Consider the following 20,890-nt stretch of genomic DNA (forward strand, 5'->3'; position numbering starts at 1 on the left):
ATGACCGCGAGGGACTGCATTGCCGGAAGAGCCCTGCCAGTGCCCGGATTGCCAACGGTTTTACCGGGAGCATGATCGGCTGATCCGGGAATCGCCCACCCTTCGTCAGCAGCAGGAACTCAACTGGGCAGCACTCCAGTCGTTCCGCACACTTTCGGGCCGGGTGCTGGAGGATCTGCAGAAGCAACATGGGTCCCGCCAGACCGCCGAAGCAGCTGCCAAGTCTGCAGCCGCCGGACCTCCAGTTCCGGAAGAATCAGGTGATTCACTCCAACAGGCCATTGCTGATCTGGAGAACATCAACGCCCATCTGTTTTCAATCGAGGCCTTGATGGAACGGGTGTTTGATGTGCGCGTCCCGGAAGAGATCGAGCATAAGTTCCGTGAACTGGCCGGTGAGTTGGCTCCTGACCCGTTGAATGTGGACCGTCTGCGGCTCAACCGCTTGTTGCATCAGACGCCCGACTTACCCGATCGCAGCTGATTTCACCGAAGTGCTGTGGCGCTGGCACAGCCGGGCAATCATTCCCTCCTCATCAGCGGGAACCACAATCACGTCGACGTCTCCCCACCAGGCCAAGGCCTGACGCAGTTCGTTCTGCAGCTGCAGGTCGTGCTCGCCGATGCCGCCCGTCAGGGCCAGTACATCCACCCCGCGCAGGCTGGCGGCCATGGCCCCGAGCAACTGAATCAGGCGGTGAAGGAACACGTTCAGGGCCCGGATCGCCCCGTTGTGGCCGTTCCCGGCAGCAGCTCGGATCTCTCGCATGTCTCCGCTCAGGCCCGATAGCCCCTTCAGGCCAGAGTCCTTCTGCAGGATGTCGGCCATGGCATCGGCGCTGTATCCCTCACGCATCAGTTCCAGCAGCAGGCCAGGATCGATGGAGCCAGAGCGGGTGGCCATCACAAGCCCCTCCAAGGGGGTGAACCCCATGGTGGTGTCGATGCAGATTCCGCCTTTGATGGCGGCCAGGGAGGCTCCGGCCCCCAGGTGAGCACTGATCAGCCGCAGGCTGGCCGGGTCTCGGCCCTGCTGCCGCCATTGCTCCGCCACCGATTCGGCCACGTGCTGGTGGTTGATGCCATGAAATCCGAAGCGGCGGAAACCTTTGCCCCGCAACTGCTGGGGAATGGCATAGGTGCTGGCCGCCGCCGGCAGGCTGCTGTGAAAGGCCGTGTCGAAGCAGGCCCACTGCGGGCAGTCCGGTGCCCGCTGTCGTGCCCAGGCCAATCCTATTAATGCCGGTGGGTTGTGCAGGGGGGCTAGAGGGATGAGTTCTGTGAGCCGGGATTCCACCTCGGGCGTGATCAGTGTCGGTGCAGTGAACCGCTCCCCGCCGTGGACCACGCGATGGCCGATGCGCTGCAGCCGGTGCCCATGGGGCGCAATTGCCGGCGTCAGCCAGCTGTCGAGCACGTCTTCCAGCACGTCATCTTTGGCCAGGCTGCGCCCCTCATGCCAGACGAAAGCCCCGGTGGAGTCCACCAGGGCCGCCTTGAGGCTGGAACTGCCCAGATTGATCACCAGGCAGAGGTCGCCCATCAGCGCACGTCGCAGGTGATCTCCACGTTGAGTGGATCCACGGCCCAGATGTTGTTGCAGTATTCGCTGATCGATCGGTCGGAAGAGAAGAACCCGGTGCGTGCCGTGTTGAGCAGCGACATTCGATTCCAGTGCATCCGATCGCTCCAGGCGCGGCTGACCGCCTCTTGGGCCCGTAGGTAGTCGGCGTAGTCGGCCATCACATAGAACGGGTCGCTGCCAGTGAGGTTGTCGAGCAGGGGGCGGAACAGTTCGCCGTCACCGTTGCTGAAGTGGCCCATCTCAATCAGCCGAAGGGCCTCCTGAAGTTCCGGCAGCGCGGCGATGACGTCGCTTGGGTGGTAGCCGCCCTGCTTCAAGGCCGTGATCTCCTCAACGGTCTTGCCGAAGAGGAAGAAGTTCTCCCCTCCCACCAGCTCGCGGATCTCCACATTGGCTCCATCGAGGGTGCCGATGGTGAGGGCACCATTCATGGCGAACTTCATGTTGCCGGTGCCGGAGGCTTCCTTGCCAGCGGTGGAGATCTGTTCGGAGAGGTCGGAGGCGGGGTAGACCTGCTCGCCCAGCTTCACGTTGTAATCCGGCAGGAACACCACCCGCAGCAGGCCATCCATGTCCGGGTCGGCGTTGATGGTGTCGGCAATGCCGTTGATGAAGCGGATGATCAGCTTCGCCATGTAGTACCCCGGAGCGGCCTTGCCACCGAAGATCACGGTGCGGGGGGCCATGCCGTCGGTCTGGCCGTTTTTGATCCGCAGGTACTGGGTGATCACCTGCAGGGCATTGAGGTGCTGGCGCTTGTATTCGTGGATGCGCTTCACCTGCACGTCGAACAGGCTGGAGGGATCCACCAGCACGCCGGTGTTGCGGTGGATGTAGGTCGCCAGCTTGCGCTTCACCGACAGTTTGGTGTTGCCCCAGAGCTCGAGGAAGCCCTGGTCGTTCTGATGCTCCTCCAGTTTGTGCAGGTTCTCCATGTTGGAGATCCAGTCGGGGCCCACGTGCTCATCCAGTAGGGCGGACATCTCGGGGTTGGCCAAGGCCACCCAGCGGCGTGGGGTGACGCCATTGGTGACGTTGGTGAACTTCTCCGGCCAGAGTGCTGCGAAATCCGGCAGCAGGTCGCTTTTCACTAGATCGGAATGCAGGGCTGCCACACCGTTCACGTGGTGAGCGCCAATCGTTGCCAGGTGCGCCATGCGCACGGCTTTGCTGCCCTCTTCATCGATGATCGAGAGCTTGCGCTGGATGGCGTCGTTGCCGGGGTAGCGCAGTCGCACCTGTTGCAGGAAACGCCGGTTGATTTCGTAAATCAGCTCGAGATGGCGGGGCAGCAGGCTGCTGAACAGGTCGAGATCCCACTTTTCCAGAGCCTCGGGCAGCAGGGTGTGGTTGGTGTAGGCCACGGAGCGGGAGGTGATGTCCCAGGCCTTGTCCCACTCCAGGTGCCGATCGTCGATCAGCAGGCGCATCAGCTCCGCCACGGCGATGGCGGGATGGGTGTCGTTGAGCTGAACCGTCCAGTAGCTGGGGAAGTCTTCAACGGCCAGCCCACGGTTGTCGAGGCTGCGCAGCATGTCCTGAAGGGAGCAGCTGACGAAGAAGTGCTGCTGCTTCAGGCGCAGCCGCCGGCCTTCGTCGGTGCCGTCGTTGGGATACAGCACCTTGGAAAGCGTTTCGCTGCCCACCTTTTCGTCAACGGCGCCGTAGTAGTCGCCGATGTTGAAGGCATAGAAATCAAAGCTTTCGGTGGCATCGGCACGCCAGAGGCGCAGCCGGTCGCAGATGTTGACCCGATACCCAAGCACCGGCACGTCATGGGGGATGCCGATCGCGTGTTCCGCAGGAATCCAGCGCGAGCGGTAGTTACCTTTGTCGTCGATGTAGCTCTCGGTGCGGCCACCGAAGCCCACGAAGCAGGCCTCATCGGGCTGAGGCAGTTCCCAGGGCCAGCCGCCTTTGAGCCATTTGTCGGTGATCTCCACCTGCCAGCCATCGCGGATCAGCTGGTCGAAGATGCCGAACTCATAGCGGATCCCGTAGCCGGTGGCTGGAATCTTCAGGCTCGCCAACGACTCCATATAACAAGCCGCCAAACGGCCGAGACCGCCGTTGCCCAGCCCTGGCTCCTCCTCCACATCCAGGATCTGCTGTAGCGACTCAATGCCGAAATTCTTCAGCGCGTCCTCGGCCTCCTTCTGGATCCCCAGGTTCAGCAGGTTGCTGTGGAGCTGAGGACCGATCAGGAATTCCGCCGAGAGATAGGCCACCGATTTCTGGGGGTGGGCCCGCATCGCCTCGGTGGTGGCGAGGTAGCGCATCATCAGCCGGTCGCGCACCGCATAGCTCAGGGCCATGTAGAGGTCATGGCGGCTGGCGGTGGGAGCGAGCTTGCCGAGCGTGAAGAACAGGTGTTCGGTCATGCCGTCGAACACACTCTTGGCATCCAGGCCGGCGCGCTCAGGGTCGTTGTAACAACCGGGTGTCGGCAGACGCAGATCGAAGGGTTGGGCGGTGGTCATGGCAGGAGGGGGAAAGGGGAGAGCGTTGACTCCCCCCATGGGATGGATGGTGCTGACGGGTCAGGTGTTGGACCCTCCGTGGCCGAAAGTCCAGCGCCAGTTATTGATCTCCGGTGCATCCATGCCGTGGGTGTAGGCGTAGCAGCGGTGTTTCTGGATCTCGTCTTTCATCCGCTCCTTGATGTGAGCGGCACGTGACCCGAGTTTGTCAACCCGGTCGATCACATCGATCACCAGGTTGAAGCGGTCGATCTGGTTGCTGATGGCCAGTTCCAGCGGAGTGTTGATGTTGCCGTTCTCCTTGTAACCGCGAACGTGGAAGTTGGCATGGTTTGTTCGGCGGTAGGTGAGCCGGTGAATCAGCCACGGGTAACCGTGGAAGTTGAAAATCACCGGTTTGTCTGGCGTGAATAGGCTCGTGAAATCCTCTTCTCTGAGACCCTGGGGGTGTTCGCTGGAGGGGGCCAGCGAGAACAGTTTCACCACGTTCACGTAGCGAACCTTGAGCTGTGGGATCTGCTCTCGCAGGATTTCGATCGCTGCCAGGCATTCCTTGGTGGGGATGTCACCGGCGGAAGCGAGCACAACATCCGGTTCATCAAGGTCGGTGCCGCAGTCGTCGTTGCAGGCCCAATCCCAGATGCCGATGCCCTTCGCCACATGGCGACGCGCCTGATCCAATGTCAGGTATTGCAGATGTTTCTGCTTGTCGCAAACGATGATGTTCGAGACGTTGGTTTCGGTAAGGGCGTTCTCGGCGACAGCGAGAAGGCTGTTGGCATCAGCGGGCAAATAGACCCGGGTGATCGACCCTTTTTTGTTGCCGGCCAGATCCATGAAGCCGGGATCCTGGTGGGTGAAGCCGTTGTGGTCCTGCCGCCAGACAGTGGAGGAAATCAGACAGTTCCAGGGTCCGATTGGGGCGCGCCAGGGGATCTCCTCGCAGTGTTCCAGCCACTTGCAGTGCTGGTTGTACATCGAGCTGATCACGTGGGCGAAGGCTTCGTAGGTGTGGAAGAAGCCGTTACGACCGGTGAGCAAATAGCCCTCCATCATTCCCACGAGGGTGTGTTCAGAGAGCATCTCGATCACCGAGCCATCGCGGGAAAGTTCACTGCCGTTGAGATCCTCGGGCAGAAAGTTGGCCATCCACACTTTCTTGGTGGTCTCGTAGACCGCCTGCAGTCGGTTGGAGTGGGTTTCGTCCGGTCCGAAGAGCCTGTAGCCGCCGGGGTTCTCTCGAATCAGATCGCGGATCACCTCTCCCAGGGGGTAGGTGTTTTCAACTTCGCTGCTGCCAGGGCTCTGCACATCAACGGCATATCTCTCGATCGCAGGGAAGAGCAGGTCTTTGCGCAGTACACCGCCGTTGGTGTGGGGGTTGCTGCCCATCCGGCGCTTGCCTGTTGGGGAGAGCGCGCGGATGTGCTCACGCACGGCGCCGTTGTCGTCGAACAGCTCCTCCGGGCGATAGCTCTTCATCCAGTCTTCGAGCAGCCGCAGGTGGCTCTCGTTGGTTTTCACGTCAGCAACGGGAACCTGGTGCGAGCGCCAGAAGTTCTCGATTTTTTTCCCGTCGATGTCGCTGGGGCCGGTCCATCCCTTGGGGGACCGCAGCACGATCATTGGCCAGCGCGGACGGAAGGCTTCCCCGTTGCTGCGGGCCTGTTCCTGCACAGCTTTGATCTCGAGCACGGCCTGCTCAAAGGCCACCGCCATCTCGCGATGCATCGTGATCGGATCGGATCCTTCAACGAAGATCGGCGTCCAGCCGTATCCCTTGAACAGGTTCTCCAGTTCCTCGTGATCGATCCGGCTGAGGATCGTTGGGTTGGCGATCTTGTAGCCGTTCAGGTGAAGAATCGGCAGAACGGCGCCGTCGCGGATTGGGTTGATGAATTTGTTGATGTGCCAGCTGGTGGCCAGCGGGCCTGTTTCAGCTTCACCATCACCCACGCAAGCGATGGTGATCAGCTCGGGGTTGTCGAGCACCGAACCACAGGCGTGCGAGAGCACATAGCCGAGTTCGCCGCCTTCATGAATGGAGCCGGGCATTTCGGCAGTGCAGTGGCTGCCGATGTGACCGGGGAAGGAGAACATTTTGAAGAACTTGCGCAGTCCTTCGGCGTCGAGGGATTTGTCGGGATAACGATCGCTGTAGCTGCCGTCGATGTACACCGGCCCCCGGGCGCCAGGAGCTCCATGACCTGGACCGGACATGTAGATCATGTCCAGGTCGTATTTGTTGATCAGCCGATTGGCATGGGTCCAGATGAAGGCCTGGCCTGGGCTGGAGCCCCAGTGCCCCAACAAGCGATTTTTGATGTGGTCAGGATGAAGGGGCTCTTTGAGCAGGGGATTGTCCTGCAGATAGATCATTCCCACGGCCAGATAGTTGGCCGTGCGCCAGTAGGCGTCGAGTAGATGCAGTTCCTCGTCGCTTGGGGCCGAGACCGGCGCCAGGGATGCTTGATGGGGGGCAGTGGTCATGGGTGTTGAGGGCGCCATGCAACGTCAAATCACCGTCAGGCCCTGGGTGTGCTACCAGATCGCCTGTTGGGGATATTTGGACCGTAGCCATCGCGACACAACCTGCCAGTGCCGCATCGCGCCACTACAACATTCCCGGTCAATCGGGATCATTCAGCGAACAGTTCGTCGGCGGAATCACCACTAAGGTTCGGCGTGAGAGATGCCCGGCGTGATGCTGTTGCCCACCCTGCTGAGCGAAATCAGCAGCCATGACCTCGAGTTGGCGGAAACGCTGATCGGCGTCCTTCGCTTCATGCTGATCTTTGTAGCGGCCCGCTCCCTAGCGGAGGTGCTGGTTCGCTTTGAGCTCCCCACCATTCTTGGTGAACTGCTGGCTGGCGTGCTGATCGGCGCCTCGGGCCTGCACCTTTTGGTGCCGCCGGAGACCCAGGTGCAGCTCTCAGGAGCCTTCTCAGAAGTGGTCTCCAGCCTGTCGCATGTGCCGGTGGAGGAAATCCCAACTCTCTACAACGAGAGCTTCGGTGCCCTGCAGGCAGTGGCCACGTTGGGTCTCTACTCCCTGCTTTTCCTCACCGGTCTCGAGAGTGAGCTGGAGGAACTGATGGCGGTGGGTGCCCAGGCCTTCAGCGTCGCTGTGGTGGGTGTGGTGCTGCCCTTCGCCCTTGGCACCCTTGGTCTGATGGCGATCTTCCATGTGGATGCGATCCCAGCCATCTTTGCCGGTGCCTCGATGACGGCCACCAGCATCGGCATCACCGCCAGCGTCTTCGGAGAATTGGGATATTTGCGGACGCGCGAGGGGCAGATCGTGATCGGCGCCGCCGTCCTTGACGACATCCTCGGCATCGTCATCCTGGCCATCGTGGTGTCCCTGGCCGCCGGCGGCAGCCTGGAGGTTGGCCCCATCGTTCAGCTGGTGGTGGCAGCTGTGCTTTTTGTGGTGGTGGCGCTGCTTTTGAGCCAAAAGGCAGCTCCTGCCTTCGACTGGGTGATTGATCAGCTCAAAGCCCCCGGCGCCAAACTGATCGGGTCTTATCTGCTGCTCGCCGCCAGCTGCTTTGTGGCGTCTGCCATCGGTCTGGAAGCTGCGCTCGGGGCTTTCGCCGCTGGCTTGATTGCCAGCACGTCCAAGCACCGCCACGAGATTCAGGCGGCGGTGACCCCCATCGTTGGGCTTTTCGCCACCGTCTTCTTTGTGCTGGTGGGTGCCGGCATGGATCTGTCAGTCATCAATCCCTCTGAACCCGGTGCCCGTTCCGCTCTGGTGGTGGCTGCCTTCCTCTTTGTGGTGGCGATCATTGGCAAGGTGGCCGCAGGCTGGGCCATCTTCGGCAAGGAAAAGACCAATCATCTTGTGGTTGGTCTGGGAATGATGCCCCGAGGCGAAGTCGGCTTGATTTTCTTGGGCTTGGGAACAGCATCCGGCCTGCTCAGCCCTAGCCTTGAGGCGGCCATCCTTCTGATGGTGATTGGCACCACCTTCCTCGCGCCGGTGCTGCTGCGCATCGTTCTGAAGGGCAAGCCCCCAGAGGATGGCAATCAGGTGCCTGAAGAATTTGCCGCTGATCCACTGGCTGGCAACTGAGCGTTAATCCTCCCGATTGAAGGCAACCAATAGAAGGCTCCAGCCAATGGCGATGGCCGCCAGGCTGGAGGCCCAGCCTGGTCCGAGAGCCCAGCTGGCCCCGAGTTGCGTAATCAGCCCCACCACCAGCGCCAGCAGAAGACTGCTGGTCACCAGCACAATCTGGCGCCACAGCTGAGGCAGAGGGCTGTCCGCAAGGCTGGCCTCAAAGGCTGCCAGAGGTGCACTCAAGGGGATGTAAAGGGCAATGGCCCAGAGCAGGGCACCCCGCCAGATCCCTCCATCGGCGAGGGGGCTGATGAATACACCGGTCTCCTGCATCCAGATCCCCGAAACTGCTGCCTAGCATCGCGGCTCTTGCGCGACGTTGTGGAGTCCACGCCCTGGAACCATCTCGGCCACACCGTTCATGCGGTGCAGCAACAGCCTGATGCCTCTGAAGATCGCCCGGCCCTTCTGTTGGTGCACGGTTTCGGGGCGTCCACGGATCACTGGCGTCACAACATCCCCGTGTTGGCCCAGACCCATGCCGTGCACGCCATCGATCTGCTGGGCTTCGGCAGGAGTGCCAAGCCGGCGGAGCTCAACTATGGCGGTGCCCTTTGGCGCGATCAGCTGGTGGCCTACGTGCGTGAACGAATCGGTCGCCCGACCGTGATTGCCGGCAATTCCCTCGGCGGGTTTGCAGCCCTCGCCGCCGGGGCCGCATTGGGCTCTGATTGTGCGGGTGTTGTGCTGCTCAATGCTGCCGGTCCCTTCAGTGACGAGCAGAAACCTCCGCAAGGTTGGGGGGCGATCGCCCGCCAGAGCATCGGCACGGCGCTGCTCAAGAGCCCGGTGCTGCAGCGGCTGATGTTCGAGAACCTTCGCCGTCGGGCCACGATCCGCCGCACCCTCAACCAGGTGTATGTGGACAAAACCAACGTCGATGACTGGCTGGTGGAGTCGATCCGCCGCCCGTCGCTGGATCCCGGTGCCTTCGGGGTGTTCCGCACCGTCTTCGATATCCCCCGCGGTCAGCCCCTCGATGAGCTTTTCGCGGAACTCACGGCGCCGCTGCTGCTGCTCTGGGGCATCCGTGATCCCTGGATCAATGCCCCCGGTCGCCGCTCCACTTTCCAGCGCCATGCGCCGGCTGCCACCACAGAGGTGGTGTTGGAGGCAGGGCACTGCCCCCATGATGAGGTGCCGGATCAGGTGAATGCAGCTCTTTTGGAGTGGCTTGCGGGTTTGACGTCGGCCACAGCACCGACAAAACCTGATCACGCCGCTATTTGATTGGGCCAGACTTTCCGCAACCTGGCGGATGCCGATGACCCTCACCCAGCAAGCTGCTCCCTATGCCCATTGGGAGTATGTGCACCCCACCAGCGGTGACCGGCTGCGGATCATCCCCGAGCGGGGAGGAATCGTCAGCGAGTGGCGTTGCGGTGAACGCGAAGTGCTTTATTTCGATCAGGACCGCTATGCCGATCCTGCGAACAGCATTCGCGGTGGCATTCCGGTGTTGTTCCCCATTTGCGGCAACCTTCCCGGCGACCTGCTCACCGTTGATGGCGTCGACCACACGCTCCAGCAGCATGGCTTTGCCCGGAATCTTCCCTGGAATTTGCAGCTGCTTGATGACCAGAACGGGGTGCGTCTCAGCCTTTCCAGCACCGATGAAACGCTCAAGGCTTTCCCCTTCGCTTTCCTGGTGGAGATGGAGGTGCGGCCGGTTGATGGTGCGTTGGAGATCAGCACCACCATCCACAACCGCAGCGCTGCAGTGATGCCGTTCAGTTATGGGCTGCATCCCTACTTCAATGTGAGTGATCTGGCCCAGACCCGTCTCACGGGCTTGGCGGAGCGCTGTCTCAACCATCTGGAGATGGCGGATGCCGCCACGGCTGATCAGCTCACCCGGTTGCCCGAGGGGGTGGATTTCCTCTGCCGTCCAGCCGGTGCTGTCACTCTGATCGATGACACCAACGGTGCCCAGCTGCAGCTCCAGCACCAGGATCCGATGGATCTCACGGTCGTCTGGACCGAGCCCCCCCGCCCGATGGTTTGCTTGGAACCCTGGACGGGTCCGCGCCAGGCTTTGATCAGCGGTGATCGAAAACTGGTGCTGGAGCCTGGTGCTGAGCAGACCCTCGCCTGTCGCTACAGCGTCTCCTGATCCACCCCGGGGAGCCGGCCGCGGCTGAGTTGCAGCTTGGGATCGAATTGGCGTTTCACCGCTTCGATCAGCGATCGGGAGGGCCGGTCAACCCAAGCTGGCATGGTCGATCTAGCGGTGCGTTTTAACAGCGTCATTTCGCCGCCGAGGCGACTCACGCTGCGGCGCAGTGCTTGCAGCTGGTGATCCGGTGTCGCTGCATCGCACCAGCCATCACCACAGCCGGCTCCGGCGGCCAGCTCCCAGCACCACGACTTCAGGGCCGTCATGGCCTCGTCCTGCAACAACTCCTGCAATTGGGCCGGCGGCAGCACCAGCCGCAGCAGCTGCGCCGAGGGGCTGGCATCGATGGGGGTGGTCAGGGGATCAGCGCAAGCCTGCCGTTCTGTACTGAGCGGCTGGTTCAGCGCCAACGTTTCGAGCCGCAGCAGCTGGTCTTCCACCGCCTGGTCCGACACGCTGCTCACCACAAGCCGCAGCCGCCAGGAGCCATCGCCGCTGTTGATCCAGTCACAGCGTTCTGGGGTCAGGCTGGAGCGCAGAACTGCATTGCGGAAGTCGTCTTGCGCGGCGAGGTCTCCATCCACGAGCAGGCTGCTTCGGGCAGAGCGCACCGGCTGCAGCCGCAGGGTGAGTTCGGTGATCAGTGCCAGGCTTCCCCAGCTGCCGCAGAGCAGCCGCATCAGGTCGTAGCCCGCCACGTTTTTCACCACCCGTCCACCGGCTCGGGCTTCGACGCCATCAGTCCGTAACAGGCCGATCCCGATGATCTGATCGCGCACCCCCAGATGGCGTTGACGCAGTCCCCCCGCCAGACCCCTGGCCACCAGGCCGCCGATGCTTCCGGGAGCTCCGGCTCGAGGCCAGTCAACCGGCAGCCATTGGCCCTGTTCCGCCAGCAGATCCTGCAGGTCCTGCAGTGGCAGGCCGGCTTCCACCGTGATGGTCAGATCGTCCACGGCATGGTCGATCACCCGGTTGAGGTGGCGACAGGAGAGCACCTCGTGGCTGGGATGCAGCGGCGGGCCCCAGTCCAGGCGAGTTCCCAGGCCACTGGGACTCCAGGGTGTGGCGCTCTGATGCCACTGGCGCACCAGGTTGATCAGATCGCTGCGGTTGGCGGGGGAATGGCTCACGGCACGATGGTGCCATGAAGGTTGTGGTCATTGACGACGATCCCACCGGCTCACAGACGGTGCACAGCTGTCCGCTCTTGTTGCGGTGGGATGTCGACACCCTGCGCCGGGGGCTGCGCCATGCGTCGCCGTTGTTGTTTCTGCTGGCGGACACGCGGGCGCTGACGCCAGAGGATGCAGCCGAACGCAACCGCAGCATTGCCGCTGCGTTGGACCAGGCGTTGCAGCGGGAGGGGTTGGCGCGTGACCAGGTGCTGTTGGTCAGTCGTGGCGATTCCACCCTGCGCGGCCATGGGGTGGTGGAACCGGAGGCCCTGCAGGCATCCTTCGGCCCCTTTGATGCCACTTTTCATGTGCCGGCTTTTCTGGAAGGGGGTCGCACCACCGTGAATGGGGTGCATCTCCTCCACGGCGAACCGGTGCACACCACGCCGTTTGCTCAGGACCGGCTGTTTGGTTTCAGCAGCAGTGATCTGGCCTGCTGGCTGGAGGAGAAAAGCGATGGGGCCATTGCCGCGGCTTCGGTGCAGCGGATGTCTGGCCGGGAGCTCGATGCCTCCTGTGGTGCGGGCTTGCCGCTGTTGATCAATCGCCTCCGTTCTCTTCAGGCCAATGCATCGGTGGTGGTGGATGCCGAGCGTCAGGAGCAGCTCAACGCTTTGGCCGCAGCGGTGCGCGCCCTCCAGGGGAAGAAACGGTTTCTGTTCCGCTCCGCCGCCAGCATGGTCAAGGCGCTGGCGGATCCAGGCCCGCCGCCGTTCGATCCCAAGGGCTTGGCGGCGTTGCGGAGACGGGCTGACGACGGCACATCCCAACCGGGACTTGTGATGGTGGGCTCCCATGTGCCCTTGGCGGATCAGCAGCTGGAGAAGCTGCTGGCGGAACCGGGGTGCCAAGGGGTTGAGCTGCCAGTGCATCGCATCGCTCGGGTGCTGGAGGGACCAACGCCCGATCTGCTGCTGACGGATCTGGAGCGGGTCTGGCTGAAGCAGCTGCGAGCGGTGCTCGAGGCTGACGCCACACCGGTGCTGTTCAGCAGCCGCGGTGAGCTGCGCTGTGCCTCGGAGCGGGAGGGCCGGCAGTTGTCTTGCGCTTTGGCGGAGTTGATGGGACGACTGGCAGCTGCCCTCACCCCAGATTTGGGTTATTTGATCAGCAAAGGCGGCATCACCACCCAGACGCTGTTGGCCCGAGGCCTGGCCCTTCAGTCGGTGCAGTTGGAAGGTCAGCTGCTGCCTGGGCTGTCGCTGGTGAGGCCGTCAGCGGGGCCCTGCCGTGGCCTGCCGATTCTCACCTTTCCCGGCAATCTCGGCACTGCTGACACTTTGCGGGACGCCTGGCAGCGGATGGAGGCCGGCTGAGGCTGCCAGCAGTTCCATTGGGTGCTGCACTCGGGCGCAATCGCCCAGGTGCCGCCGCAGTTGCAGGGTGCAACCGATGTTGGCGCTCGCTACGAATGCAGCGCCGGTACCGCTGAGGTCATCGGCTTTGATTCGGCCCAGTTCGGCGGCTTCCTCGTACTGCACAAGGTTGTAGATGCCGGCACTGCCGCAGCAGACCCCAGCCTCGGTCGCCTCCCGGAGTTGGATGTCGGGGATGGCCCGCAACAGCTGGCGGGGCTGGGAATGGATTCCCTGGCCGTGAATCATGTGGCAGGCGTCGTGCATGGCCACGATCCCGGGAAGAGGTTGCAATTGCGTGCGGAACGTCTCCAGGAGGCCGCGGTCAGCCAGGAACTCCTGCACATCCAGCACCGGCGCACGGAATTGGATGTCGCCGTTCAGCAGCTCGCCGTAGGCCTTCATTGTGTGGCCGCAGCCGGAGGCGGCCACTAACACTGCATCCAGATCTCCCTCAATAGCGTTCATGCTTCGCACCAGGTCGGCCGCAAGTTGGCGGGTGAGTTCCAGCTCTCCTTGGTGATGGCTCACGGCACCGCAGCAGCCCTGCTCCTGTGGAATCACCACCTCGAAGCCGTTGGCCTGCAGCACCTTGACTGTTGCCGTGCTCACGCTGGGATCGAAGCAGCGCTGTACGCAGCCCAGCAGCAGCGCTACGCGGCCGCGGCGTTCAGCTTTGGCGGGGTTGATCAGAGGCAACTGATCGCTGAAGGCCTCCGCTGCCAGGGGCGGCAGCAACCTCTCCATCGCTTCGATCTCAGGGCCAAACAAACGGGTGAGCCCTGTGCGGCGGGCCAGGGCCTGGAGCGGTGTACCGGTGTAGGCCCGCAAGGGTTGCAGCAGGGCTCGCAGGCGACCTGGATAGGGAAGTACCTGCAACAGCAACTGGCGGAAGCTGGTCTGCCAGGCGCTGCGTTGCCCGGCATTGATCAGTTTTGGACGGGTGGCCTCGATCAGCTGGTCGTAGCGCACCCCCGAAGGGCAAGCGGAGACGCAGGCGAAGCAGCCCAGGCAGGTGTCGAAATGGCTCGCCACCGTGGCATCCAGTTCCAGTTCACCGGCTTCGATCGCCCGCAGTGCATGGATGCGGCCGCGGGGGGAGTCCATCTCACTGGCCAGCACGCGATAGCTGGCACAGGTGGGCAAGCAGAAGCCGCAGTGCACGCAGGGGTCCGCGGCGCCAGGCGGTAGACCAGGAAGCTGGGTGGGAGAGGCCATCGCCTGAGTCTGGCGTGAATGGCAGCTCTCGTGATCAGAACCTCTGGATGATCGCTTCAGCGAAACCGCTGCAGCTCACCGGATCCACCTGGGGTTCCATCAGTCGGGCCAGGTCGTAGGTGACCTGCTTGTCCGCAATGGCGGCACTGAGGCCCTTGGTCACCAGGTCGGCGGCCTCCTGCCAGCCAAGGAACTCCAGCATCATCACCCCGCTGAGGATCACCGAGCCCGGGTTGATCCGATCGAGACCGGCGTGTTTCGGGGCAGTGCCGTGGGTGGCTTCGAAGATGGCAGCGTTCTCGCCGATGTTGGCGCCGGGGGCCATGCCCAGACCGCCCACCATGGCGGCCGCGGCATCGGAGATGTAGTCGCCGTTGAGGTTGAGCGTGGCGAGGATCGAATACTCCTGAGGCCGGGTCTGGATCTGCTGGAAGATGCTGTCGGCAATGCGGTCGTCCACCAGCACCATTTCTTTCCACTTGCCGCCACCGTGGCTGTTGCCAATGGCGTCGATCACCGCCTGCACCTCGGCATCGATGTCGGCCTTTTTCTCAGGAGTGAGGCTGTCGTAGCCCGGCTCAATCATGCGGGCGTTGGCCTGCACGCTCAGATTGGGATCCTTCTCGAGGTTGCCGAGGATCCAGCTCTCCCGCTCGGTGATGCACACGTCACGGAATTCGGTGGTGGCCAGTTCATAGCCCCAGTCACGGAAGGCTCCTTCCGTGAATTTCATGATGTTGCCCTTGTGCACCAGGGTCACGTGGCGCTTGTTGCCTTGAAGACGCAAGGCGTGCTGGATCGCCTTGCGGATGTGGCGCTGGCTGCCGGCCTTGCTCACTGGCTTGATGCCGATGCCGGATCCCTCAGGGATCTGGCGCTTGCCCAGCTTGCCGTTGGCGGGGATCACCACCTCGTTGAGATGCTTGCGCAACTCCTGGCCGACGGCGTCATCGGCTTCCCATTCCACCCCCATATAGATGTCTTCGGTGTTCTCTCGGTAGACGATCACGTCCAGATCCTGGGGACGCTTGTGGGGGCTTGGGGTGCCTTCGTAGTAGCGGCAGGGACGCACGCAGGAATACAGATCAAAGATCTGGCGCAGGGCCACGTTCAGCGAGCGGATGCCGCCGCCCACCGGTGTGGTGAGGGGGCCTTTGATCGCTACCCCATACGTGCGGATCGCCTCGAGGGTGTCTTCCGGAAGGTACTGGTAGGTGCCGTAGAGATCGCAGGCTTCATCGCCGGCATACACCTTGAACCATTCGATGCTTTTGCTGCCGCCATAGGCCTTGGCCACGGCCGCATCCAGCACCTTCATGGTGGCGGGCCAGATGTCCACGCCAGTGCCATCACCCCGGATGAAGGGAATGATCGGGTTGTCGGCCACCACGGGCTGACCGTTCTCGAAGCGGATTGGTGTGCCCTGGCTGGGGGCGGTGAGCTTCTCGAACTGGGCCATGGCGGTTGGTCGGGCGTCAGCAGGCCGAGCCTATGACCGAGCCGGGAGCCCTACGGTTCACTGCAGTGCAGACCACTCATTGATGGCCAGCGAGCAGGTATGGGTGGTGGCGGCCTGCTTCAACGAAGAGGCGGTGATCACCCGCTTCATCGAACGGGTTCTGGCCCTGCCGGAGGTGGACCGTCTCCTCCTCGTTGATGACGGCTCGTCCGATGCCACGGTTGCGGTGATTCGTGCCTGCCAGCAGAGCCATGCCGATCAGAGCGTCACGCTGCTGGAGCTCACCCGAAATTTCGGAAAAGAGGCGGCAATGCTGGCGGGGCTCGACCATGCCAATGGACGCTGTGCTGCTGCGGTGCTGATCGATTCCGACCTGCAGCACCCTCCGGAGCGGATTCCCGCGATGGTGCAGGCCTGGCGAAATGGCGCTGAGGTGGTCACGGCGGTGCGGGATGACCGGGATGCCGAAGGATTGGTGAAGGTGGCCACCGCGTCTTGGTTTTATCGAGTGTTCAACCGCCTGGTGGATTCGATCCAGCTTCAGGAGGGGGCTGGCGACTTCCGTTTACTGAGTGCACAGGTGGTGGAGGCGGTGACCCAGTTGCGTGAGGCCACGCGCTTTTCCAAGGGGTTGATGCCCTGGACCGGTTATCGCAGCGAGGAGATCGCCTACAGCCGCGTAGCCCGCGTTGGAGGAAGCACGTCCTGGAGCTCCCTCAAGCTCTGGCGCTATGCCCTGGACGGCATCTTTTCGTTCACGGTGAAGCCGTTAAAGGTTTGGGGCGTGATCGGTGTTCTGATTTCGTTCCTGAGCTTCATCTATGCCGCACTGATCGTGCTGCGCACCTTGGTCTTTGGTGTCGACTTGCCGGGCTATGCCTCATTGATCGTGGCTGTTCTGTTCCTGGGGGGGATTCAGTTGATTGGTATCGGTGTTTTGGGCGAATACATCGGCCGGATCTACATCGATGTGAAACGACGGCCGCATTATTTCGTCAGAGCCGTGCACCAGAGTTCAGAGCTGTTGCGCTGACGACCACTCTTTTTGGCGGTTGGTGGCACTGAAAAAGGCCACGGACTGCTGAAAGGCGTCCTGATCCATGCCCGATACGGCATGGCGGCGGGCTGGATGAATCAGAACAAGGGGCCTTGACGCGCGACGGACCTTGCCAGGGCTGTGGGCGGTGATCCAGCTACGACGCAATGCCTTGCCGAACATCGATCCACTGAACAACACGCCGGCAAAGCGACGGTTGGTTTGAATCCCGGCTCGGCGCAGTCGGGGCATGGCCAGCCCGCTCAGCAGCTGCAGCACAAACCATTTGATCAGGCCCCCTGTCTGCAGGCTTCGCCACCAGAGCGCCAGAGTCAGGCCCTCGGGCAGGGGTTCCCGTGTCGTACGCACCCAGGTGATTGATTCGGAACGGGCCAAATCCAGCACCGCATCCAGCACGAGAGGAACGAGGTGGATGTGCTGGTGGCCATCGAGGCGGATCTGCCGCAGCCCGGTGAGCTGGCGGTAGCGGCTGATCTGCTCCAGCAGAACTGTGCGCAGCTGGGGTGCGATGCGTCGGCGCTGCCAGGGCAGGATCGAGGCCAGCAGCAAGGTGCCGAATCCGGTTGGCAGATCTGGACAGTTGTGCAGCCGATGCCCTTCGGTGAGGCAGAGGTGAAGGGTGAGCGGCGGTGGCTCAGCAAGCCTGCGCCAGGTTTCGACAGCGTCGCTTGCACTTGGGCCATTCACCAGCAGGCTGGCTCCCTGGAGCCGCCCGCTGCGGGCGAGATCGACAATCGCTGCATCAACGCCGGCCGCCAGCCCGAGGTCGTCGGCATGGAGCAGCGGTGGTTGGCCGTTGTGTTGCTGGCGGCTCCTTGCACTAAACCGGGCCGCGCGGCTCCAGATCAGGGCATTCAGCACCGTGGGTGTGAACACCAGCACCAATGTCGGGGCTTTGAGAAGCGGCAGCAGGGCGCAGACGCTGATGTTGACGACGTACTGCAGCAGCAACCAGCGACGGGCGAACTGGCGACCACCGGTCTCTTCCCGGAAGGTCAGCAGGGCGTGGCCGAGATACCCCGCCACGGAGGCGGCCAGGAAGGCGATGGGATTGGCCAGGCTGAGGGCCATCCACTGGCCGAGCAGCAGCAGCACGCCGAAGTGCACGGCCGCGGCGGTTCCTCCCACCACGCCATACCGCAGCAAGCGGTTCAGCAGAGCAATTATGCGCATCGTTGGGGAGTCTCGTTGCACCGCTGCAGCAGGGCCTCAATCAGCCGCCAGGCCTGTTTTTCGTAGCGTTTGACGAAGTCTTCGAAGCTTTGGGCTGCCGCTTCGTCGGCACCATCGGAAATCACCCGCAGAACCAGCCAGGGGACGCCCTCTTGCTCGGCCACTTGCGCGACGGCAGCACCTTCCATTTCAACGGCCCGCAGATCGGGAAGGGCGTCCCGCAACGATTGCAGCACCGTGGGATCGCCGATGAAGCGATCCCCTGTGGCGATCAGACCGCTGATTGGACAGGCAAATCCCTCCAGATCGCCAGCTCCGTGTGCCTCCAGGAGTGCGGCCTTGGCCCAGTTGAACCAGGCCGGCTGTGGTTGGAGTCGGTCCTGATTCAGGGCTGGCAGGGTGAACCGTGGGAACAGGGGGCGAGCATCCATGTCGTGCTGCAACACCGCATCGGCCAACACCACATCCCATTGACGCAGGGCTGGATCTGCAGCGCCTGCGACACCGGTGAACAACAGCAGATCAATGCTGGGATCGCTGGCGAGCAGGCGTGTGGCGGCCCGCGCAGCGCTCACCTTGCCCCAGCCGCTCCAGGCGAGGCTGAGGCGGACCTTCTCACTCCAAGATCCCCGATGGATCTTGAGGTCTCCGTGTTCGCTGCAGCTCAGCTCTTTGAGGTGGCTGAGATCGGAGCCGATCTCCTCCGGCATCGCGCCAAGCAGGGCAATGTGCAGCGGTTGCGTCATGGTTTCTTAAACCTCGGGCAACCGTAACGGCGACCTCTTGCATCTCCCTGCACACTGTGCGGAAGTCGGAGGTTTAAGTGAACGCGGGCGAGTCGGTACAGAGCGTGGCCCGGGTGCGTGCACTGGCCTCCACGATCACGCTGGTGCGTCACCAGTTTCCGGCTGCGCAGGCCAATCTCAGTCCCTGGCGAGACGATCCGCAGACCCGTCAATGGAGTGAGGAAGAATCGCTGGATCTGTCGTTTCACTTCCCCGGCTGGAGCCCACGCTTGGAATGCCGCAGTTTGCTGATGCAGCTGCATATCAGTGCTGAGCGAGGTGATGAACAGCTGCGTCTGCTGGGAGTGTTAATGCGGGGCATGACCTATGACGGCGAACGTTGGCGCCTCGCCACGGTTGGTGAATGGTTGCCGGAAGGTCCTCATTTGCCTCAGCAGCAGCAGGTGAAGCAGCTTCAGCAGATCTGTCGCGAGCTGTTTGAGTTGTTCGATGCAAATGCTGCGTCCGATACAGCGGCGTAACCCTTCGCAACGCTCAAGACCACGCTTCCGTGGACTGCTTATAGGGTCCTCCTATCGGTCCAATCACAAGCATTCATGTCCGTTGCACTGGCTGCCCAGATCCGTGAAGGCACGAAAAAGTCTCACACCATGGCCGAAAACACCGGCTTCGTGAGCTGCTTCCTTAAAGGTGTCGTCGACAAAGCCAGCTATCGCAAGCTTGTTGCAGACCTCTACTTCGTCTACGAGGCGATGGAAGAGGAGATCGACAAGTTGGGCGATCACCCGGTTGTCGGACCCATTGGCAAGAAAGAGCTCAACCGTCGCGAATCTCTCGAGCAAGACCTCACCTATTACTTCGGTGATGGTTGGAAAGAGCAGATTCAGCCGTCTCCGTCTGCAGCGATGTACGTCGAACGGATTCATGCCGTCGCGAAAGAGTCCCCTGAGCTTCTGGTCGGGCATCACTACACCCGCTACCTGGGTGATCTGTCTGGTGGTCAGATCCTCAAGAACATTGCTCAGAAGGCGATGAACATGGATGGCGACGATGGACTTCGGTTCTACGTCTTCGATGACATTGCTGATGAGAAGGCGTTCAAGACCAACTACCGCGCTGCCATGGATAGTCTCCCGATCGATCAGGCCACGGCCGATCGCATCGTTGAGGAAGCCAACCATGCCTTCCACTTGAACATGAACATGTTCAAGGAGTTGGAAGGCAACCTTGTTGCCGCGATTGGCAAAGTCTTGTTCGGTTTCCTGACGCGGCGTCAGCGGGCGGGCAGTACAGAGGCCGCCGCCGCTTGAGTTCTCGCTGGTGCCCACCGAACTGATTCGTTTCCTGGTCCCCGGGACCAGCCGTCGCTTTCGATGTGGTGGGCTTAGCGTTGAGTTGCAGACCGCAAATCTGGTTGGACGTTGCTGTCCGACCGAGATCGTGACGTACCGCGAGCGTTGTCACGATCACCCATTTCTGGCCGACCTCTTACAGCGTGAATCCGTTCGCGATGAGGTGATTTGGATTGTGAGCTGGGGGTTCGATGTTCCTCGGCTCATCCACCGTTTGCGAGGTCATCGCGTGGCCTATCACGCCCACAGCAGCGGCTATGGATTTGACCTCCCACGAGGGGTTCCTGTGTTGGCGGTGAGTCGGAACACGTTGGGCTACTGGGGGGATCGAGCACCCCGCAATCCGCTCTATCTCGTGCCCAATGCCCTGGAACCCCAGTGGATGGATCGGGGTGATCATTTGGGCTCAGGCTCACGTTCCATTGATGTCCTTGTCCAAGCGCGCAAGAGCAGCCCTTATGTGTTGAATCAGCTGGTGCCAGCGTTGCGGCAAGCCGGCCTTGTGGTGGAGGTTCAGGCTGGCTGGGTGGATGACTTGGTCGATCTGTTCAATCGCTCCACGGTGTACCTCTACGACTCAGCCGAGTACTGGCGTGGACGCAGAGTGACCGAAGGTTTCGGGTTGCCACCGCTGGAGGCTCTGGCCTGCGGTTGCGTTGTGTTCAGCAGCCTGAACCATGCCCTGGCCGACTACGGCGACCCAGGTCGCACCATGCATCAGATCGGTTGTGGCCGGCTGACGTTCGATCTGGAACGGATCAAGAGTGCCGTTGATGCTCCCCAGCGCTGGCGACCCTCAGTCGATCGTTTGGAGGCTCTGCTGCAGGAGTGTTCAGAAACTGTGCTGCTTGAGCGCTGGCGCGATGCCTTCGCTCACCTGGATGTGCTGGAGGCTTCATCGGGAACGCACCTAAGCAGTCTTCCCACATGGCGATTGCGGCTTCAGCAGGTGGTCTCTCGGCTTCAGCGAGTGGTCAATCGGTTGCCCGGCTGGCCGAAGGGATAAATCCATCTCCCACAATCACGGCCTAAGTTCCTGAAATGG

General features: G+C 62.2%; 18 protein-coding genes. 9 read left to right on the top strand and 9 right to left on the bottom strand.

Annotated elements, in window-relative coordinates; translation table 11 throughout:
• The first annotated feature begins 19 nt into the window (after positions 1-19).
• Positions 20-484: a hypothetical protein gene (locus SynPROSU1_RS01030; RefSeq protein WP_186571158.1), complete on the top strand. Its 465-nt coding sequence runs from the start codon at positions 20-22 to the stop codon at positions 482-484.
• Here SynPROSU1_RS01030 and SynPROSU1_RS01035 read toward each other — a convergent pair.
• Genes SynPROSU1_RS01035 through SynPROSU1_RS01045 form a run of 3 tightly spaced genes read right to left on the bottom strand, consistent with a single transcriptional unit; the run spans position 467 to position 6,555 of the window.
• Positions 467-1,543: an acetate/propionate family kinase gene (locus SynPROSU1_RS01035; RefSeq protein WP_186571159.1), complete on the bottom strand. Its 1,077-nt coding sequence runs from the start codon at positions 1,541-1,543 to the stop codon at positions 467-469. The two genes, SynPROSU1_RS01030 and SynPROSU1_RS01035, sit on opposite strands and share 18 nt — an antisense overlap.
• Positions 1,543-4,065, bottom strand: a complete 2,523-nt coding sequence (locus SynPROSU1_RS01040; protein ID WP_186571160.1) for a glycogen/starch/alpha-glucan phosphorylase — start codon at positions 4,063-4,065, stop codon at positions 1,543-1,545. Before SynPROSU1_RS01040 ends, SynPROSU1_RS01035 begins: the two co-directional genes overlap by 1 nt.
• A gap of 60 nt (positions 4,066-4,125) precedes the next feature.
• The gene (locus tag SynPROSU1_RS01045; protein WP_186571161.1) at positions 4,126-6,555 is read right to left on the bottom strand and encodes a phosphoketolase; all 2,430 of its coding nucleotides are present in this window, start codon (positions 6,553-6,555) and stop codon (positions 4,126-4,128) included.
• A gap of 214 nt (positions 6,556-6,769) precedes the next feature.
• On the opposite strand from SynPROSU1_RS01045, the gene SynPROSU1_RS01050 reads away from it, so the two are divergent.
• Complete coding sequence (locus tag SynPROSU1_RS01050) at positions 6,770-8,143, top strand: cation:proton antiporter (RefSeq protein WP_186571162.1); 1,374 nt, start codon at positions 6,770-6,772, stop codon at positions 8,141-8,143.
• A 3-nt stretch (positions 8,144-8,146) separates the two neighbouring features.
• Here the strand turns inward: SynPROSU1_RS01050 and SynPROSU1_RS01055 are convergent, their stop codons facing one another.
• Positions 8,147-8,464 carry a hypothetical protein gene (locus tag SynPROSU1_RS01055; protein WP_186571163.1) on the bottom strand — a complete coding sequence of 106 codons (318 nt, stop codon included), beginning with the start codon at positions 8,462-8,464 and terminating at the stop codon, positions 8,147-8,149.
• 36 nt (positions 8,465-8,500) lie between these two features.
• Here SynPROSU1_RS01055 and SynPROSU1_RS01060 point away from each other — a divergent pair, with 36 nt between their 5' ends.
• Complete coding sequence (locus SynPROSU1_RS01060) at positions 8,501-9,421, top strand: alpha/beta fold hydrolase (protein WP_370586235.1); 921 nt, start codon at positions 8,501-8,503, stop codon at positions 9,419-9,421.
• A 28-nt stretch (positions 9,422-9,449) separates the two neighbouring features.
• On the top strand, positions 9,450-10,304 hold the full coding sequence (locus SynPROSU1_RS01065; protein ID WP_255444727.1) for a galactose mutarotase: 855 nt from the start codon (positions 9,450-9,452) through the stop codon (positions 10,302-10,304).
• Here the strand turns inward: SynPROSU1_RS01065 and SynPROSU1_RS01070 are convergent.
• Entirely contained in the window at positions 10,289-11,440 is a 1,152-nt protein-coding gene (locus SynPROSU1_RS01070) for an FAD-binding oxidoreductase (protein ID WP_186571164.1), read from the bottom strand. The genes SynPROSU1_RS01065 and SynPROSU1_RS01070 overlap by 16 nt on opposite strands.
• A gap of 14 nt (positions 11,441-11,454) precedes the next feature.
• On the opposite strand from SynPROSU1_RS01070, the gene SynPROSU1_RS01075 reads away from it, so the two are divergent.
• Complete coding sequence (locus SynPROSU1_RS01075) at positions 11,455-12,801, top strand: four-carbon acid sugar kinase family protein (RefSeq protein ID WP_186571165.1); 1,347 nt, start codon at positions 11,455-11,457, stop codon at positions 12,799-12,801.
• Here the strand turns inward: SynPROSU1_RS01075 and SynPROSU1_RS01080 are convergent.
• Both SynPROSU1_RS01080 and SynPROSU1_RS01085 read right to left on the bottom strand, forming a co-directional pair.
• The gene (locus tag SynPROSU1_RS01080; RefSeq protein WP_186571166.1) at positions 12,700-14,058 is read right to left on the bottom strand and encodes a (Fe-S)-binding protein; all 1,359 of its coding nucleotides are present in this window, start codon (positions 14,056-14,058) and stop codon (positions 12,700-12,702) included. The genes SynPROSU1_RS01075 and SynPROSU1_RS01080 overlap by 102 nt on opposite strands.
• A 34-nt stretch (positions 14,059-14,092) precedes the next feature.
• Positions 14,093-15,517: an NADP-dependent isocitrate dehydrogenase gene (locus tag SynPROSU1_RS01085; RefSeq protein ID WP_186571167.1), complete on the bottom strand. Its 1,425-nt coding sequence runs from the start codon at positions 15,515-15,517 to the stop codon at positions 14,093-14,095.
• An 82-nt stretch (positions 15,518-15,599) separates the two neighbouring features.
• On the opposite strand from SynPROSU1_RS01085, the gene SynPROSU1_RS01090 reads away from it, so the two are divergent.
• A complete protein-coding gene (locus SynPROSU1_RS01090) occupies positions 15,600-16,550 on the top strand; it encodes a glycosyltransferase family 2 protein (RefSeq protein ID WP_186571168.1) in 951 nt (316 codons plus the stop codon).
• Here the strand turns inward: SynPROSU1_RS01090 and SynPROSU1_RS01095 are convergent.
• Together SynPROSU1_RS01095 and SynPROSU1_RS01100 are read right to left on the bottom strand one after the other, a co-directional pair.
• A complete protein-coding gene (locus SynPROSU1_RS01095; RefSeq protein ID WP_186571169.1) occupies positions 16,533-17,747 on the bottom strand; it encodes a ChbG/HpnK family deacetylase in 1,215 nt (404 codons plus the stop codon). The genes SynPROSU1_RS01090 and SynPROSU1_RS01095 overlap by 18 nt on opposite strands.
• Complete coding sequence (locus SynPROSU1_RS01100; protein ID WP_186571170.1) at positions 17,738-18,493, bottom strand: 5'-methylthioadenosine/adenosylhomocysteine nucleosidase; 756 nt, start codon at positions 18,491-18,493, stop codon at positions 17,738-17,740. The genes SynPROSU1_RS01095 and SynPROSU1_RS01100 overlap by 10 nt, the downstream gene beginning before the upstream one ends.
• Before the next feature lie 77 nt (positions 18,494-18,570).
• Between SynPROSU1_RS01100 and SynPROSU1_RS01105 the strand changes: the two genes are divergently transcribed.
• The 3 genes from SynPROSU1_RS01105 (at position 18,571) to SynPROSU1_RS01115 (ending at position 20,851) form a co-directional block, all read left to right on the top strand.
• Complete coding sequence (locus SynPROSU1_RS01105) at positions 18,571-19,014, top strand: hypothetical protein (protein ID WP_186571171.1); 444 nt, start codon at positions 18,571-18,573, stop codon at positions 19,012-19,014.
• Positions 19,015-19,089: 75 nt separating this feature from the next.
• Complete coding sequence (locus SynPROSU1_RS01110) at positions 19,090-19,803, top strand: heme oxygenase (biliverdin-producing) (RefSeq protein ID WP_186571172.1); 714 nt, start codon at positions 19,090-19,092, stop codon at positions 19,801-19,803.
• A gap of 10 nt (positions 19,804-19,813) precedes the next feature.
• Positions 19,814-20,851 carry a glycosyltransferase gene (locus SynPROSU1_RS01115; protein ID WP_186571173.1) on the top strand — a complete coding sequence of 346 codons (1,038 nt, stop codon included), beginning with the start codon at positions 19,814-19,816 and terminating at the stop codon, positions 20,849-20,851.
• The last annotated feature ends 39 nt before the right edge of the window (positions 20,852-20,890 follow it).

The sequence above is a fragment of the Synechococcus sp. PROS-U-1 genome, from assembly GCF_014279755.1.
Classification (GTDB): domain Bacteria; phylum Cyanobacteriota; class Cyanobacteriia; order PCC-6307; family Cyanobiaceae; genus Parasynechococcus.

Coding starts and splice junctions, on each gene's coding strand:
- SynPROSU1_RS01035 (WP_186571159.1), bottom strand. CDS start 1,543: ATGGGCGACCTCTGCCTGGTGATCAATCTGGGCAGTTCCAGCCTCAAG.
- SynPROSU1_RS01040 (WP_186571160.1), bottom strand. CDS start 4,065: ATGACCACCGCCCAACCCTTCGATCTGCGTCTGCCGACACCCGGTTGT.
- SynPROSU1_RS01045 (WP_186571161.1), bottom strand. CDS start 6,555: ATGACCACTGCCCCCCATCAAGCATCCCTGGCGCCGGTCTCGGCCCCA.
- SynPROSU1_RS01050 (WP_186571162.1), top strand. CDS start 6,770: ATGCTGTTGCCCACCCTGCTGAGCGAAATCAGCAGCCATGACCTCGAG.
- SynPROSU1_RS01055 (WP_186571163.1), bottom strand. CDS start 8,464: ATGCAGGAGACCGGTGTATTCATCAGCCCCCTCGCCGATGGAGGGATC.
- SynPROSU1_RS01065 (WP_255444727.1), top strand. CDS start 9,450: ATGCCGATGACCCTCACCCAGCAAGCTGCTCCCTATGCCCATTGGGAG.
- SynPROSU1_RS01075 (WP_186571165.1), top strand. CDS start 11,455: ATGAAGGTTGTGGTCATTGACGACGATCCCACCGGCTCACAGACGGTG.
- SynPROSU1_RS01080 (WP_186571166.1), bottom strand. CDS start 14,058: ATGGCCTCTCCCACCCAGCTTCCTGGTCTACCGCCTGGCGCCGCGGAC.
- SynPROSU1_RS01085 (WP_186571167.1), bottom strand. CDS start 15,517: ATGGCCCAGTTCGAGAAGCTCACCGCCCCCAGCCAGGGCACACCAATC.
- SynPROSU1_RS01090 (WP_186571168.1), top strand. CDS start 15,600: ATGGCCAGCGAGCAGGTATGGGTGGTGGCGGCCTGCTTCAACGAAGAG.
- SynPROSU1_RS01095 (WP_186571169.1), bottom strand. CDS start 17,747: ATGCGCATAATTGCTCTGCTGAACCGCTTGCTGCGGTATGGCGTGGTG.
- SynPROSU1_RS01100 (WP_186571170.1), bottom strand. CDS start 18,493: ATGACGCAACCGCTGCACATTGCCCTGCTTGGCGCGATGCCGGAGGAG.
- SynPROSU1_RS01110 (WP_186571172.1), top strand. CDS start 19,090: ATGTCCGTTGCACTGGCTGCCCAGATCCGTGAAGGCACGAAAAAGTCT.